The 15,164-nt window shown below is 67.2% G+C and carries 11 protein-coding genes; 8 read left to right on the top strand and 3 right to left on the bottom strand.

All coding sequences use genetic code 11. The features are described 5' to 3' along the window. Positions 1-85: 85 nt before the first annotated feature. Positions 86-1,057: an aldo/keto reductase gene (locus ACXJJ9_RS07145; protein ID WP_457096602.1), complete on the bottom strand. Its 972-nt coding sequence runs from the start codon at positions 1,055-1,057 to the stop codon at positions 86-88. A gap of 69 nt (positions 1,058-1,126) precedes the next feature. Between ACXJJ9_RS07145 and ACXJJ9_RS07140 the strand changes: the two genes are divergently transcribed. The 3 genes from ACXJJ9_RS07140 to dusB all read left to right on the top strand — a co-directional run bounded on the left by ACXJJ9_RS07140 (position 1,127) and on the right by dusB (position 4,797). Continuing rightward, positions 1,127-2,260 carry a GGDEF domain-containing protein gene (locus ACXJJ9_RS07140; RefSeq protein ID WP_310054011.1) on the top strand — a complete coding sequence of 378 codons (1,134 nt, stop codon included), beginning with the start codon at positions 1,127-1,129 and terminating at the stop codon, positions 2,258-2,260. A 135-nt stretch (positions 2,261-2,395) separates the two neighbouring features. Beyond that, positions 2,396-3,694, top strand: coding sequence for a NupC/NupG family nucleoside CNT transporter (locus ACXJJ9_RS07135; RefSeq protein ID WP_457096507.1), 1,299 nt, complete (start codon positions 2,396-2,398; stop codon positions 3,692-3,694). A gap of 104 nt (positions 3,695-3,798) precedes the next feature. Continuing rightward, entirely contained in the window at positions 3,799-4,797 is a 999-nt protein-coding gene (gene dusB / locus ACXJJ9_RS07130; RefSeq protein ID WP_457096506.1) for a tRNA dihydrouridine synthase DusB, read from the top strand. 10 nt (positions 4,798-4,807) lie between these two features. On the opposite strand, the gene ACXJJ9_RS07125 is transcribed toward dusB, so the two are convergent. Next, complete coding sequence (locus ACXJJ9_RS07125; RefSeq protein WP_310054015.1) at positions 4,808-5,125, bottom strand: hypothetical protein; 318 nt, start codon at positions 5,123-5,125, stop codon at positions 4,808-4,810. Here ACXJJ9_RS07125 and ACXJJ9_RS07120 point away from each other — a divergent pair. Then, a complete protein-coding gene (locus tag ACXJJ9_RS07120; protein ID WP_310054017.1) occupies positions 5,118-5,444 on the top strand; it encodes a hypothetical protein in 327 nt (108 codons plus the stop codon). The genes ACXJJ9_RS07125 and ACXJJ9_RS07120 overlap by 8 nt on opposite strands. 75 nt (positions 5,445-5,519) lie before the next feature. Here the strand turns inward: ACXJJ9_RS07120 and ACXJJ9_RS07115 are convergent, their stop codons facing one another. Continuing rightward, a complete protein-coding gene (locus ACXJJ9_RS07115) occupies positions 5,520-6,572 on the bottom strand; it encodes a metal-dependent hydrolase (RefSeq protein WP_457096505.1) in 1,053 nt (350 codons plus the stop codon). Between the two features lie 215 nt (positions 6,573-6,787). On the opposite strand from ACXJJ9_RS07115, the gene ACXJJ9_RS07110 reads away from it, so the two are divergent. The 4 genes from ACXJJ9_RS07110 to ACXJJ9_RS07095 all read left to right on the top strand — a co-directional run bounded on the left by ACXJJ9_RS07110 (position 6,788) and on the right by ACXJJ9_RS07095 (position 15,163). Further along, a complete protein-coding gene (locus ACXJJ9_RS07110) occupies positions 6,788-7,489 on the top strand; it encodes an RNA polymerase sigma factor (RefSeq protein ID WP_457096504.1) in 702 nt (233 codons plus the stop codon). Positions 7,490-7,543: 54 nt separating this feature from the next. Further along, positions 7,544-10,057, top strand: a complete 2,514-nt coding sequence (locus tag ACXJJ9_RS07105; protein ID WP_457096503.1) for a protein kinase domain-containing protein — start codon at positions 7,544-7,546, stop codon at positions 10,055-10,057. 148 nt (positions 10,058-10,205) lie between these two features. After that, the gene (locus tag ACXJJ9_RS07100) at positions 10,206-10,898 is read left to right on the top strand and encodes an RNA polymerase sigma factor (protein ID WP_310054024.1); all 693 of its coding nucleotides are present in this window, start codon (positions 10,206-10,208) and stop codon (positions 10,896-10,898) included. After that, the gene (locus ACXJJ9_RS07095; protein ID WP_457096502.1) at positions 10,895-15,163 is read left to right on the top strand and encodes a WD40 repeat domain-containing serine/threonine protein kinase; all 4,269 of its coding nucleotides are present in this window, start codon (positions 10,895-10,897) and stop codon (positions 15,161-15,163) included. Before ACXJJ9_RS07100 ends, ACXJJ9_RS07095 begins: the two co-directional genes overlap by 4 nt. Position 15,164 lies beyond the last annotated feature (1 nt).

Here is a 15,164-nt window from a genome sequence, read left to right as displayed (position 1 = left end):
GCCCCGTACCGGTCAACGGTGCGGGGCTTTGCTTTTCATCGCGGCGTTGCGAACCGCGTCGCGCCTCGCGCTGGTTCAAGGGCGTTCACGCCGCGGCGGCTTCCACCCTCGCCCATTCGTCCTCGCCTAGCTGCCGCTCGAGTTCCAGGGCCTGCAGGTTCTGCAGGAGTTGCTCGACGCGGCTGGCACCGAGGATCACGCTCGACACATGCGGGTTGCGCAGGCACCAGGCGATCGCCAGCGTGGCCGGCGCATGGCCCAGCTCCTTCGCCGCCGCGGCGAAACGTGCGGAGCGCTCGATGCGGTGCGCGTCACCGTCACCGACGACGATGCGCTGCAACCAGCCCATGCCTTCACGTCCCAGGCGGGCGTCTTCGCTCATGCCGCCGGCGTATTTGCCGGTCAACAGGCCGGAGGCCAGTGGCGAGAACGTCGTGGTGCCCAGGCCCAGTTCCGCATACAGCGGTGCATATTCCAGTTCGACGCGTTCGCGATGCAGCAGGTTGTACTGCGGCTGTTCCATCGTCGGTGCGTGCAGGTGCGATGCGCGGGCAATCCGGTGCGCCTCCCGGATCAGCGCTGCCGGCCATTCCGACGTTCCCCAGTACAGCACCTTGCCCTGGCGGATCAGCGCATCCATCGCCCACACGGTTTCCTCGACCGGCGTGTCCGGATCCGGCCGATGGCAGTAGTACAGGTCGAGGTAGTCCACGCGCAGGCGCCGGAGCGCGGCATGGCAGGCGTCGGTGACGTGCTTGCGGGAGAGTCCTTTCTGGGTCGGATTGGGGTCGACCGCCGAACCGAACAGCACCTTGCTCGACACGCAGTAGCCGTCGCGCGGCAGGCGCAGGTCGGCGATCACGTCGCCCATGACCGTCTCGGCATTGCCGTTCGCATAGCCCTCGGCGTTGTCGAAGAAGTTGATGCCGTGATCCCAGGCCGCGGCCACCAGGTCGCGCGATACGCCGCGTCCCACCTGTGCGCCGAAGGTCAGCCAGGCGCCGAACGACAGGGCCGATAGTTGCAGGCCGGACGAGCCCAGGCGGCGGTAATGCATCATGAACTCCGTGAAATCGGCCAAGATGGCGTGCATGCTACGCCCGCCCCGACCCGCGTGGAGACCTACGTGCACCTTGCCCGCCAGATCCGCGACACGCTGCGTCTGCTCTTTGCGCAACCCGACGAGGTGATGCTCGAAGTCGGGTCCGGTGGCGAGCTCATCGTCGCCCGCCTGCGTTCCGTGGTCGCACTGCTGTTGTTGCTGCTACCGCTGATCAACGCAGCAGGTGGCGGCAGCGTGCGCGAAACGATGATCGGGCTGGGCGGCGCGGTCCTGGTCAACGTCTTCGCCCTGGTATGGCTCGCGCTTGCACGCCGGCAACGGCGGCACCGCTGGTTGCCGTTCGCCAGTTCCGCGTTCGACGTGACGGCCGCCAGCGCGGTGCTGGTGGTACTGGCGCTCAACCACCTGCCGTCGGGCCTCAACAGCATGGTGGTGTGGTGCGGCTACCTGCTCGCCATCGTGCTGACCGCCCTGCGCGGCGACGCCCGCGTGACGCTGTTCGCCGGCGTGCTGGCACTGGTCGAATACATCGTGCTGGCGACCATCGCGATTTCCTCGGCCAGCTCCCCGGAACAACTGATCTCGGCCGATTACGGCGCGGTGACCCTTGGCACCCAGGGCCAGCGGGTGGTGCTGCTGGCGATCACCACGCTGATCACCGTGATGGTGACGTTCCGCATGCAACGCGTCGTGGAAATGTCGGGTACCGACGGCCTGACCGGCCTGCCCAACCGGGTGTGGCTGCTGCATCGCTTCCCGCGCGTGATCGATGCCGTGCAACGCGACGGCAGCAGCCTGTCGCTGGCGCTGATCGACCTCGACAACTTCAAGCGGGTCAACGATGAAGTCGGGCACCGCGCGGGTGATCGCGCCCTCAAGCACGTGGTGTCGATCCTGCGCGAGGCGGCCGAACCCGGGGAGAACCTGGTGCGCATCGGCGGCCAGGAATTCGTGCTGCTGATGCGCAAGCCGATTGGCAGCGCGTGGGAGCGCGTCGACTTCCTGCGCCGGCAACTGCTGCAGCGGCCCTTCGAACCCGAGCGCGGCGGCGAACCCTTCCGCCTCAGCCTCAGTGCCGGCCTGGCCTCCTGTCCACAGGAAGGTACGGACCTCTCGCGCCTGCTGCGCCGCGCCGACCAGCGCCTGCAGGAAGCCAAGCGCGAAGGCAGGAACCGGGTCGTGGCGCGCGACGGCTGAAGGATCCGCGCCGGCGCGACCGCTTCGAGCCCGGATCCAGCGGCCCGACGCCGGCAACGGCAAGGCTTGGTTGCCCGTACCAGCGGCCGCCGCTACCCTGCCGCATTCACGCCGTCACTGGCACAGGGGAAATCAGTGGAAGCACTTGCGCGCGTCGCCTTCGGCCTGTTTGGCCTGGCCGTATTGATCAGCATTGCCTGGCTGTTTTCCGCCAACAAGAAATCGGTCGACTGGAAGCTGGTCGGGACGGGCGTCACCCTGCAGATCGCCTTCGCTGCGCTCGTGCTGCTGGTCCCCGGCGGCAAGGATGTGTTCGATGCGCTCGGCCGCGGCTTCGTCAAGCTGCTCGAGTTCACCGGCGTCGGCACGAACCTGATCTTCGGCGAGTTGTCCCACCCGGCCAAGTTCGGTTTCATTTTCGCCTTCCAGGTGCTGCCGACGATCATCTTCTTCGCCGCGCTGATGGGCATGCTCTACCACCTCGGCGTGATGCAGTGGATCGTGCGCGGCATGGCCTGGGCGATCACCAAGGTGATGCGTGTGTCCGGCGCGGAAACCACCAGCGTCTGCGCCAGCGTATTCATCGGCCAGACCGAGGCACCGTTGACGATCCGGCCCTACCTCGGCCGCATGACCCAGTCCGAACTGCTGACGATCATGGTCGGCGGCATGGCCCACATCGCCGGCGGCGTGCTCGCGGCGTACGTGGGCATGCTCGGCGGCAGCGATCCGGTGCAGCAGGCGTTCTACGCCAAGCACCTGCTCACCGCGTCGATCATGGCCGCGCCGGCGACGCTGGTGATCTCCAAGATCCTGATGCCGGAAGTGGGCGAACCGCTCACCCGCGGCAAGGTGAAGATGGAAGTCGAGAAGAGCACGGCGAACGTCATCGACGCCGCCGCCGCGGGCGCGGGCGATGGCCTGCGCCTGGCCCTGAACGTGGGCGCGATGCTGCTCGCCTTCACCGCACTCATCGCGATGCTCAATGCCCCGCTGACCTGGCTGGGCGAAGTCAGCGGCATCGCGTCGATGCTGGGCAGGCCGACCGACATGGGCACCCTGCTGGGTTACGTGCTGGCGCCGGTCGCCTGGGTGATCGGCGTGCCGTGGCAGGACGCGACGACGGTCGGCGGCCTGATCGGGCAGAAGATCGTGCTCAACGAATTCATCGCCTATCTGCAGCTGTCCGACATCATCAACGGCAAGACGCCGGGCGTGGCACTGACCGAACATGGCAAGCTGATCGCGACCTACGCGCTGTGCGGCTTCGCCAACTTCAGCTCGATCGCAATCCAGATCGGCGGCATCGGCGGCCTCGCCCCGGAACGCCGCCACGACCTCGCGCGCCTTGGCCTGAAGGCCGTGCTGGGCGGCTCCATCGCCACATTCATGACGGCGACCATCGCGGGCGTGCTGACCAGCTTCGGCAGCTGATCCGGCCAAGCAGGGACCACAACGGGCCGCCTCGCGGCCCGTTTTGTTTTGCACGCGCCGATGGCCAGAACGGGCGCCCGCGGCGTGCCCGCTACAATGCGCGCATGCGGATCGGCGCCTTCGACATCACGCCCAAGGTGATCCTCGCCCCCATGGCGGGCGTCACCGACAAGCCGTTCCGGGTGCTGTGCAAGCGCCTGGACGCGGGCCTGTGCGTGTCGGAGATGACCACGTCCGATCCACGCTTCTGGAACACCGCCAAGTCGCGCCACCGCATGGACCACGAGGGCGAACCTGCCCCGGTCAGCGTGCAGATCGCCGGCACCGTGCCCGAGGTGATGGCCGAAGCCGCGCGCTATAACGTCGACCATGGCGCCCAACTCATCGACATCAACATGGGCTGCCCGGCAAAGAAAGTGTGCAACGCCTGGGCCGGCTCCGCGCTGATGCGCGACGAAGCGCTGGTCGCGCGCATCCTCGAAGCGGTGGTGTCCGCCGTCCAGGTCCCGGTGACGTTGAAGATCCGCACCGGATGGGCCGCAGGCCAGCGCAACGCCCTGGCCATCGCGCGCATTGCCCAGGCCGCGGGCATCGCCGCGCTGGCCGTGCACGGCCGCACGCGCGACCAGCAGTACAGCGGTTTCGCCGAATACGACACGATCGCGGAAATCAAGTCGCAACTGTCGATCCCCGTCGTCGCCAACGGCGACATCGATTCGCCGCAGAAGGCGGCGTTGGTGCTGCGCCATACCGGCGCCGACGCGGTGATGGTCGGACGCGCGGCGCAGGGCCGGCCTTGGATCTTCCGCGAAATCGCGCACCACCTGGCCACGGGTGAATTCCTCGCCGCGCCTTCGCTGGAGGAAGTGCGCGACATCCTGCTCTCGCACCTGCACCACCTGCATGCGTTCTATGGTGAACAGGCCGGAGTGCGCATCGCACGCAAGCACCTGGGCTGGTATGCGAAGGATCGTCCTGAAAACGCCGCGTTTCGTGCGGTGGTCAATCGAGCTGAATCGGCGGAAGCGCAGCTGCTGCTCACGCGCGATTACTTCGACGCGCTGATCGCGGGCGTGTTGCCGCAACTTCCGGCCGCTGCCTAGAGCGAGAGCTCTACGGCATTTTCCATGCCATGCGATTGCACGCATGACCAAAGTCATGCGCGAAAGTCGCAACTGAAACGAGTTGCGGGCAATGCAGTGCGTCTGCGCGCAACAATCCGACCATTCGTTGATCGTTCTTGCTCGATCGACATACCAGCGTTGTCGGGCCGACCAGAACCCTTGTTCCTGCAGCCAGAAGTAATACCGTCGTTCGGGCGATGTAATCGCGTCGTGGATTTGCCGAAATACCACTTGCCGGGATCGGCTTTGCGGCAAACCGTCCCACAGGATCCCGGATGATGAAAACACTGGAGGCAATCATGAACATCAGGCTCGCAAGTCTGTCAGTTGCACTGATGGTCGTTGCCGCGCCGGCATTCGCCGGTGGTGATGATCCGTGCAAGCAACTCGCCCAGGAAACCGGTCTGACCCAACGCAAGGTCGAGATGATCCTCGGCAACCGCACCTCGTACGCCGAATATCCCTACACCTATGCACGCAGCGTCGATAAGCTGCGCGAGGCCATCGGTGAAGGACGCTACGAGCAACTCATGAACGAAGGAAACCTGATTTCCGCTTCGACCGACGTCAAGGCTCGCGCCATGCTCGCGGCACTCGAAGAGAACAGGAACAGCTTCACCCCGTAATGGGCGTTACTCCGTAAAGGTCGGTCCCCTAAGGGTCGGTCCCCGAGGGGACCGGGTTACGGTCCGGCAGCCCGGCTAGCCTCCACGCGATGCCGGAATGGGTTGCGATGTTGGCGGCGACTTCGCCGGTGGCGATATCCAAATTCGCTGCCACATCGCACCCAGCCGTTGACGGGCCTCCCAGGGCCATTGCAGTTGTTGCGGCGCGATCTCGCGCCAGCCTCCGCGGTTGCGCTCGGCAACCGCGAAGCGGAACGTGTAATCGGGTTCCGCCCCCATGCGCAGGTCGGACAGGACGAGCAGTCCTCCGCGCTGCTGCGCTTTCATGAACCCGTGGTTGAACCAGTGCAGGCGCTGCACTGCCCTGTAGCCGTGCACGGCATCCAGCGCCTCCACGTCGCTGGCGAACGCACGGAACTGCATCGGCCCGCGGTCGGCCACCAATGAGCGCTCGCCTTCGACGAACCCGCCCGGCGTCATCGCCACCACGCGCCACAGCAGGATATTGAACGGCATCGGCACGGAAAAACGCGGCGCATCGCCCAGGCCGTTCGCTGCCAGTGCGTTGCCGGCATCCCGCTCCACCTTCCATTTCGCCACCTGCGACAGGCCGAGATAAGCCGCGGCCATCACCAGGCCTGCGGCGAGGACATGCCGGGCAAGCGGCCGTGCGCGCGCGAACCAGGCGACCAGGCACGGCACGATCAGCAGGAGACTGAACACGGGGTCGATGATGAAGAGGCTGGACCACATCGCCGGCGGCACCGGCAACGGCCAAAACAATTGCGTGCCATAGACGGTGAAGGCATCCAGCAACGGATGCGCGAGCAGCGTGCATTGGAAAATCCAGAACCATTGGCGTTGCGCGCTCGCCACGCGGCCGTCGCGACGCTTGAACCAGGCCCACAGAGCACATGCGACAAGCGGCAGCAACAGCAGCGAATGGGTCATGCCGCGATGCCACACCATGCGCGTGACGGGATCATCGCTGAACAGCAACGGCAGCACGTCCGCATCGGGCAGGCTGTTGAGCAGCGCCCCGGCCAGCAGGGCGGCACGACGTTGCGACGCGGGGGCGATGGCAGCGGCGATCGCGCCGCCAACAAACAGATGGGTAACCGAGTCCATGGTTGAATGCTAACGGTGGCTGCAATCGGCGGCACGCTTTTCCGTATCGACGAAGATAGTCGATGCGCCCCGCGCCCCCTCCGCAGCGACGGGTGTCACCCGATTCAATCCCCAGTAATACGTCCTCCATTTTTTTGCAAATTCGTTTTTGTTCTGTAAGGACGACGACGCGGTACGTCGCACGGATGCGGGAATGGCACGCATCCGGAGAAGCCTTGACTCGATTCGCAACGACCCGCTGGAGCCTGATCCTGGATGCGCGCCAGGCGGAAACATCCCGCAGCGCACTCGAGGAAATCTGCCGTGCCTATCGCGCACCGGTACTCGCTTACGTGCGTCGCCACGGCTACTCGCCGGCGGACGCCGAAGACCTGACCCAGGACTTCTTCGCCCGTTTCCTCGAGCGGCGCTGGGATGCCGAACTCGACCCGATGCGGGGCCACTTCCGCGCGTTCCTGCTGCTGGCCATCAAGCGCTTCCTGATCACGGCCGATGAAGCCGCGCATGCGATCAAGCGCGGCGGCGGGCTGGTCCGCCTGGACGCTGGTGACCAGCTCGAGGCGCTGGAGGCGCCGCACGCCGAGAGCCCCGAACGGGTGTTCCAGCGCGTGTGGGCCCTGACCGTGCTCGAGCGCAGCTTCGCCCGCCTGCGCAACGAGGCCCGGCACGCCGGCAAGGAGGAACTGTTCAACCAGCTCAGCCCCTACGTGGCCGAACGCCCGGTGGCGGACGAATACCATCGCATCGCCGAAGAGCTGGGACTGCGGGCAAACACGGTCGCCGTTGCCGTCCACCGCCTGCGCGCGCGGTTGCGCGAAGTGGTGCGCGAGGAACTGGCCGAGACCTGCAGCGGGCCCGAGGAGATCGATGCCGAGCTGCACGCATTGCGCGACACACTCAACCACGTGACGGGCTGAGCCAGCGCGAGGCCAGCCCATGCCGCCGTCACCGCCACCCCACGAGCCGCCGCCATGACCGCGGGTGACCGACGTAGCGACTCGTCTCCCGGTGCCAAGCGCAGTTTCGACGCGCGGCTGGCGCGGATGGCGCAGTGGCTGATGAGTTCGCACAGCGACGGCAACATCGCTCCCCATTCCAATGGCTCGCGCAGGTCCGCAGCCGACATGCTCGAACTGGACCTGCGCGATCCGGGGCAGCGCTTCTTCGACGATTTCGAATTGCTCGAGCGGATCGGCGAGGGCGGCATGGGCGCCGTCTATCGCGCCCGCCAGCTGTCCCTGGATCGCGATGTCGCCGTGAAGCTGCTGTCCGCGGGGCCGTGGGCGTCACCGGAGTTCATCGCTGGCTTCAAGCGCGAGGCGCGGAACGCCGCGGGGCTGCACCACCCCAACATTGTCGGCGTGTACGCGATTGGCGAGCAGGAAGGCCTGCTCTACTACGCGATGGAGCTGATCCTCGGCGAAACCCTCGACGAGCGCATCGTGCGCCTCAAGGGGCTGCCCACGCGCGATGCCGCGACGCTGGTGCGCACCGTTGCCGAAGCGGTCGACTACGCCCACCGGCTGGGCGTACTGCATCTCGACCTCAAGCCTTCCAACATCCTGCTGGACAGCATCGGCATGCCGAAGATCGCCGACTTCGGCCTGGCCCGCCAGTTGGGCGAGGCGTTGAGCGTGCAGAACGAACGCGTGGCAGGCACGCCGAGTTACATGGCGCCGGAGCAGGCAGCGGCGCGGCGCGGCGTGCTGTCGCCCGCCACCGACGTCTGGGGACTGGGCACCATCCTGTACGAGTGCGTCACCGGCACGCCGCCGTTCCTGGCGGCAACCGCGGAAGAGACCCTGCGCCTGGTGCGCGAAGGCCATGTACGCAAGCTGAGCCGCTCCGCTTCAGTGCCACGCGACCTCGAGGCGATCTGCCTGAAATGCCTGACGCGCTCACCCATGCATCGTTACATCAGTGCACGCGCGCTTGCGGATGACCTGGGCCGCTTCATCGAGGGACGTCCGGTACGCGCGCGGCCGCTGCATGCCTGGCAGCGCTTCGGCCACTGGATGCAGCGCGAGCCCAGGCTGGCCTTTGCGGTCGGGGCCATGGGGGTGGCGCTGATAGCGGGTATCGCGGCGACGTCGCTGCAGTGGCAACGCGCGGAACGCAGCGCCGCATCGGCGCGCGAGGTCAGCCGCTTCATCAGCGAGGACCTGCTCGCCGCCGCCGACCCGTACCGCTCCGACGAGAGCGTCACCGCCATGCTGGCCAAGGCGGAGGCAAGACTCGACAGCGGCCTGGCCGAACAGCCGGAAACACGCGCCCAGATCGGCTTGTCGATCGGCCGCGCGTACATCGGCCAGGGCCATTGGCATCAGGCGCGACTGCGCATGGAACGCACCTACGCCGACGCCCGCCGCTCACTCGGGCCGCTGCATCCGCTCACGTTGGCTGCCGCCGAATACCTCGCGCAGTCGCTGACCTATGACGCGCAATACGCCGAAGCCGAACGCGTGTATGGCCAGACGCTCCCGGTCCTGCTGCGCCGGTTGGGTCCCACCGATCCGACGACCATGCGCGTGCGCCACAGCCACGCGATGATGCTGTATGAGACCGACCGCTTCGAGCCGGCCGTGAAGGAGCTCAGCGCGCTGCGCGCGGACGCCGTGGCGCATGCCCCGGCGATGCTGCCGGAGATCGATGCGACGCTGGGCGAGCTCTACACTGAGACCAATCGCTGGGACGAAGCTATGGCGGTGCTGCAGGGAGCGCTGGCACGATCGCGCGAGCGGCTCGGAGCGAATCATCCCGAGTACCTGTGGCAGGAGATGTCGCTCGGCGACATGCTCATGATGCGTGGAAAGTGGGATGAGGCCGATGCGATCTTCAGCAACGTCCACGAAGGACTGGCCGAGACCCTGGGCGACAGCCATCCCAGGACCCTGACCGCCATCCACTTCCTCGGCCTGACCCAGCTGGAGCGCGGACAGCCGGCCAAGGCCCTGCCCTTGCTGCGGCACGCGCTGAGGGAACGCCTGCGCGTGCAAGGTCCTGATCACAACTGGACGCACTATTCGATGAACCGCGTCGCCGAGGCGCTGGTCGAGCTCGGCCGCACGGACGAAGCCATTCCGCTGCTGCAGCAGGCGTTGCAGTCGATCGATCGCACCGGCCGCCGGCAGCGGGCCTACGTGGTTCTCATCCTCGACACGTTCGGCCGTGCCTACCTCAAGCGAGACGATCCCGCGCGTGCAGAACCCTATCTGCTGGAGGGTTGGCGCCTGGCCCGCGACACGCTGCCGCACAACAACGTCCGCCGCGGCATCATCGAACGCAGCATGGGCCAGCTGCGCGCGCGCCAGGGCCGCTACGCGGAAGCGCGCGGCCACTACGCCATCGCGGAAGCGATCTTCACTGAAGGATGGGGCGCGTCGCATCCCTGGGCCAAGGCCGTTCGCGCGCAGCTCGCGGCATTGCCTGCGAGCGCCAAACCGCATGCGGAGCGCAGGCAGCAGGCGCCACCAGCCCGGGAATAGCCCTCATGGATTGCTGCCTTCCGGACGCAAATATCGGATCCATGCATGGCCGCTGCCACATCCGCCCCCCGTTGTTGCTAGTGCCTGCGTGCCCGTGCACAGGACGCGGCCACCCATCCCGCTGGGTAGAGGAACGGACACCACCCTGATGAGCCGCTTCCAGACCACACGCTGGAGCCTGATCGACGCGGCGCGCGATCACCCCTCGCAGGCCCGCAACGCGCTCGAGCAGCTCTGCCGCGCGTACCGTCCACCCGTACTGGCCTTCGTGCGCCACAGCGGTTACGCAGCCGCCGATGCCGAGGACCTCACCCAGGCCTTCTTCCTGCGTTTCATCGAACGTGGCTGGTATGGCGACGCCGATCCGGAGCGCGGCCGGTTCCGGACCCTGCTGTTGACTGCATTGCGCCACTTCCTGATCGACCAGCGCCATGCCGAACATGCCGCCAAACGCGATATCGCGCGAACCGTGGAACTGGACGAGCTGTCGCAACCGGGCACAACGGTGGATTCACCGGAACAGGCCTTTACCCGCGAGTGGGTGGGAACCGTCATCGCCAACGCCTATGCGCGCCTGCAGGCGGAGTGGGAACGCGCAGGCAAGGGCGAACAGTTCACGCAACTGTCCGCACTGCTGGCCGAGCGCGCGGACTCGGCCGAACTGCATGCGCTGGCCGCGCGGCTGGAACTGCGCCCCAACACGCTGGCCGTACAGACGCACCGGATGCGCCAGCGGCTGCGGCAACTCGTGCGCCTGGAGCTGATGCAGACCGTGCGCAGCAGTGAGGCACTGGAGCAGGAACTCGCTGAGTTGCGGAACGCCCTGTCCGATGCACCATGAACGAGGGCGACGCCCGTCGCAATGCAACCACGCGCTGGTGGCTCAACCCGGCCCTGGCGCGACTCGCCTTTGGCGAGACGCAGGCAACGCACGCGACCCGGTCCACGTTTCCACCGGCCGCGATCCTCGAAATAGACCTGTCCGATCCGGCCCAACGCGAGTTCGGCGATTACGAACTGATCGATGTCGCCGGGCGTGGCGGCATGGGCGTGGTGTATCGCGCGCGCCAGCGCGACCTGGATCGCGAAGTCGCGCTGAAGCTGCTGTCGTCCGGTGATTGGGCGGACGAGGAGTTCGTCGAGAACTTCCGTCGCGAAGCCAAGAACGCGGCGTTCCTGCAGCATCCCAACATCGTCGTCGTGCATGAGATGGGAGAGCACGCCGGACTGATCTATTACGCGATGCAACTGGTACGGGGACGCAGCCTGTCGCAGCAACTCGACCACGACGGGCCGCTACCGCCGCGCGAGGCCGCGCGCATGTTGCGGACCGTCGCCGAAGCCGTCGACTACGCCCATCGCCTCGGCGTGCTGCACCTGGACCTCAAGCCCGGCAACATCCTGATCAACGAAGACGGCGAACCACTGGTGGCCGACTTCGGCCTCGCGCGACGACTCGAGCAGGCGCTCGTCAACGAGAGCATTGCCGGCACGCCCAGCTACATGGCGCCGGAACAGGCGCAGGTGAACGGTCCCGAGTTGTCGCCCGCCACCGACGTATGGGGACTGGGCGCCGTGCTCTACGAGATGCTGACCGGGCATGCGCCGTTCGAGGCGAAGGACACCGCCGACACATTGCGCCTGCTGCGCGACGGCGAAGTCCGCGGACCTTCGCGCTATGCGCGGATACCGGCGGAGTTGGAGGCGATCTGCCTGCACTGCCTGCAGCGGGAGCCGACCCGGCGTTATGCCAGCGCGCGCGAGCTGGCCGACGACCTGGGCCGCTTCCTCGAAGGCCGCGCGGTCAGCGTGTTGCCGCTGAATACCTTGCAGCGCGTCGGTCGCTGGATGCTGCGCGACCCGAGGCTGGCGACGGCCACGGGCGTGGCCGTACTGCTGCTCGTGGCCGGCCTTCTCGCCACCACCCAGCAGTGGCGGCGGGCCGAAGGCAACGCCGACGTGGCCCGCAAGCAACTCTGGTCGCAACGAAGCGACAAGGCCTGGAGCAGCATCGGCGACGGCGGATTGCTGGACGCATTGGCACCACTGGCGCAGAACCTGACCGAGCAGGAGGCGGCCGGCGCGCACGACGACGCCGTCATCGCGCGCGCGCGTATCGGCAGCCTGCTCGCGCAGTCGCCTGCATTGATCGGTGTGTTCGATGCGCATGCGCCGGTCTTTACGCTCGCGCTCGCCGACGACGGCAGCTGGGTGGCCGCGGGCAGCGACGACGGCGCGGTGCGCATGATCGAGGTGCCATCCGGCCGCGTTCGCTGGACGACCCAGACGCGCGATGCGACCCACTTCATGGTGCAGGCGCTGCACGTGGGGGAACTGTGGAAGGCGACCGACGGCCGGCATCTGCTGGGCGCCCGCCCGGCACCCGACATCGTCGCCTACCCGAGCGGCCTCAACCAGCTGCTGTTCGATCTGCAGACTGGCGCCCTGTGGACACCTGCGGATCCGGATTTCCGCGACGCGACCTTCAGCCCGGATGGCGGCTTCGCGCTGATACGCACCACCGCCCTGCGCACCCGACTGGTGCATGTGCCCGATGGCCGCCCCGTCAGCCCCTGGCGGTCGTTCGATGCAAGCAATCCCCTCTGGCTGCTGGCGCCGCAGGGCCGGCATGTCGCGGCCGCCCCTGGTGGCGGCCGCAAGATCGAACTGTGGGCGCCGGAAACGCTGCAGGCGCGCTTCAAGTTCGAGTTCGAAGAAGCCCGCATGGTCCGCTCGTGGATCTTTACACCCGACGCCAGGTTTCTGGTCCTGGGCCATCGCGATGGCCAGATCTCGCTGGTCGATACGCGCAGCGGGGTGCTCACACCCTTGCAGCCGCAGCGACCCGCCAGCGTGGGGTGGATGCGCATCAGCCGCGACGGCGCGTGGCTCGCGGCCTCCTACGAGGATGGGCATGCCCTGGTATGGGACCTGCAACGACGCGAACTGCTTTCCGAACCCGTGCCCTTGGGCACCGGGCTTTTCAGCATCGAGATCGACAGTGCGTCACGGACGTTGTTCAGCCGCGACGAAGCCGAGGCGGAAGTCTGGCGCATTCCGGAAACGCCGGGGCCTGCATTGCGCCTGCACCGGCGCCCGGGGCTGCCGACGACGCGATACGGCCGCTCCAATGCCTGGGCCCCGCAATCCGGCCTGCTCGCCGCCGGCACGCTGACCGGTGAGATCCGGGTGTGGCGCACGCACCAGGAACAGCCGCTGCCATGGCTGGGGCCACCGCAACCCAGCGAAACCGCCTTCGATGGCCGCCACGTCGTGGCCGCGGATGGCAATCATGTCCGGGTGATGGATGCAGTGTCGCGTCATGCTGCTGGTCCGCGCATCGACCTTCCGCAGCCAGTCGGGTTCGCCCTGCTGCTCGGCGACGGGCGAACCCTGGTTGCAAGCGCCGGACGCACCCTGCACGTGCTCGACTGGCAGCGCGGCATGGCACGCATGGCGCCGATCGTGCTGCAGAACTCTCCCGTCCGGCTGCTCGCCACGCCCGATGGCGCGGTATTGATCACCAGCGAAATCATCCGCAGCGGCCATCGCAGTCGCGCACGCATCGCGAGCTATGGCATCAAGGACGGCAAGCGCCTGGGTTCAATCGAGCTCGACGCGCCACTGCACGGCATGCGTCTGTCGTCGGACGGGCGCGACCTGCTGGCATGGCGCTTCGGCGAACTGCACGTGTTCGATGCGCGCACGCTCGTCCGGCAGCGGTCGATGCAACGATTCGGCCCTGACCAGCTGGCGACGCGGCGCGCGCTCTATGCGAGCAATGGTCCGATCGAAGTGACCGATCCGGATGCCTTCTGGGGCAAGCAGATCATGGACGTCGATGTCGATCGCGCCAGTGGTCTGGTGTGGGTATTGCTTGGTGAGTACGAGCTGAAGTGCGTGCGCTATGCCGACGGCATGATGGTGCGTGAGCAGAAGGTGCCGGTTGGACAGGCCTCGCGGGTCGAGGCCGCCACCAAGGGCGCATTCGTGCTGTCCGAAGACCAGGGCCTGTTGCGGTTCAACGCCAGCGACGGCCTGCGTTCGCTGGCGCGAAGCGGCGACGACGTGACGATAGGTGTGCTTGCCCGCAGCGGCGACGGCCGTCGCCTCGCAGTCAGCACCGGGCACGGCGCCATGCTGTTCGACGCAGCGAGCGGCCAGTGGCTGACGCCACCGCTGCAACTCATCGACGATCCGCAGGATCCGCCCTTGCAGCTGGCCCTCGACCAGCGCGGCGAAAGCCTGCTCGTGCAAAGCCTCGCGCGTCGTTTTGTCGTACGGCTGACGAGCGAGGAGCGCGCGCCCACCGACGTGGTGAGGTTGGCGTCGCTCTGGCGCCCCGTCGATGCATTGAACCCGGTGTCTCCGGCGGTGACAGGCCCTGCCGCAGGCCCTGCTGACCCGCATCAGGTCGATCCTGGCGTCGCGTCGATGGCGCCGTTTCCTGCACCCACGCGGAGTCAGACCGCCCTGCGGCCCAATGAACCGCGCTTCGTCGACCTACGCCCGCGCTGCAACTTCCACGCCGATGGCAAATTCGAGGCGTTGGACGAGCGCATCCTGTCGCGAAGCCTGCCGCGTGGCCGGCAGACGCTGCTGGGTCATGATTTCTGGATCGATTGCGGGGTCGCGGCGTCACTCGCCAGCTTGAACGAGCCCTACCCCGATCGCGTCGACGATATTGCGATCGGCATGCGGCGCTTCGCCGCGCTCGATGTCCTCCTGACGGGACGCACGACCACGCCGGGATTCGCCGCCGTGCCCTATGCACTGGTCGAATTGCACTATCGGGATGGCAGCGTGGCGAAGTTGCCCATCCATTCCCGCAGTGAGGTCTGGGCGTTCTGGCACGACGGCACCGACCTGCCGGAGCAGCCGCTCGCCTACCTGTCCCAGCTTGCGTACACGACGGGTTATGTCGCGCGGCTCTATGCCGTGCACCTGGAAAATCCGCATCCCGAACGCGAGGTCCAATCACTGGCACTCGCCGCGACCGACTATGCCTGGAGCAGTCCACTGGTGCTGGCTGTCACGTTGGAGAACGGTGCGGCCGGAGGCGCGAGCCCGCCCGGCTTGGCCACTTCGCGAACTGGCGCGCGTTGAT

The organism is Lysobacter sp. P5_B9 (genome assembly GCF_054049835.1).
The sequence above is the reverse complement of the archived record's forward strand: the minus strand, read 5'-3'. Positions and strand labels throughout refer to the sequence as shown.

Bases quoted from the DNA above. Each gene is read 5' to 3' on its own strand.
- ACXJJ9_RS07145 (WP_457096602.1), bottom strand. From the start codon at position 1,057: ATGCATTACCGCCGCCTGGGCTCGTCCGGCCTGCAACTATCGGCCCTG.
- dusB (WP_457096506.1), top strand. From the start codon at position 3,799: ATGCGGATCGGCGCCTTCGACATCACGCCCAAGGTGATCCTCGCCCCC.
- ACXJJ9_RS07120 (WP_310054017.1), top strand. From the start codon at position 5,118: ATGAACATCAGGCTCGCAAGTCTGTCAGTTGCACTGATGGTCGTTGCC.
- ACXJJ9_RS07125 (WP_310054015.1), bottom strand. From the start codon at position 5,125: ATGTTCATGATTGCCTCCAGTGTTTTCATCATCCGGGATCCTGTGGGA.
- ACXJJ9_RS07115 (WP_457096505.1), bottom strand. From the start codon at position 6,572: ATGGACTCGGTTACCCATCTGTTTGTTGGCGGCGCGATCGCCGCTGCC.
- ACXJJ9_RS07105 (WP_457096503.1), top strand. From the start codon at position 7,544: ATGACCGCGGGTGACCGACGTAGCGACTCGTCTCCCGGTGCCAAGCGC.
- ACXJJ9_RS07100 (WP_310054024.1), top strand. From the start codon at position 10,206: ATGAGCCGCTTCCAGACCACACGCTGGAGCCTGATCGACGCGGCGCGC.
- ACXJJ9_RS07095 (WP_457096502.1), top strand. From the start codon at position 10,895: ATGAACGAGGGCGACGCCCGTCGCAATGCAACCACGCGCTGGTGGCTC.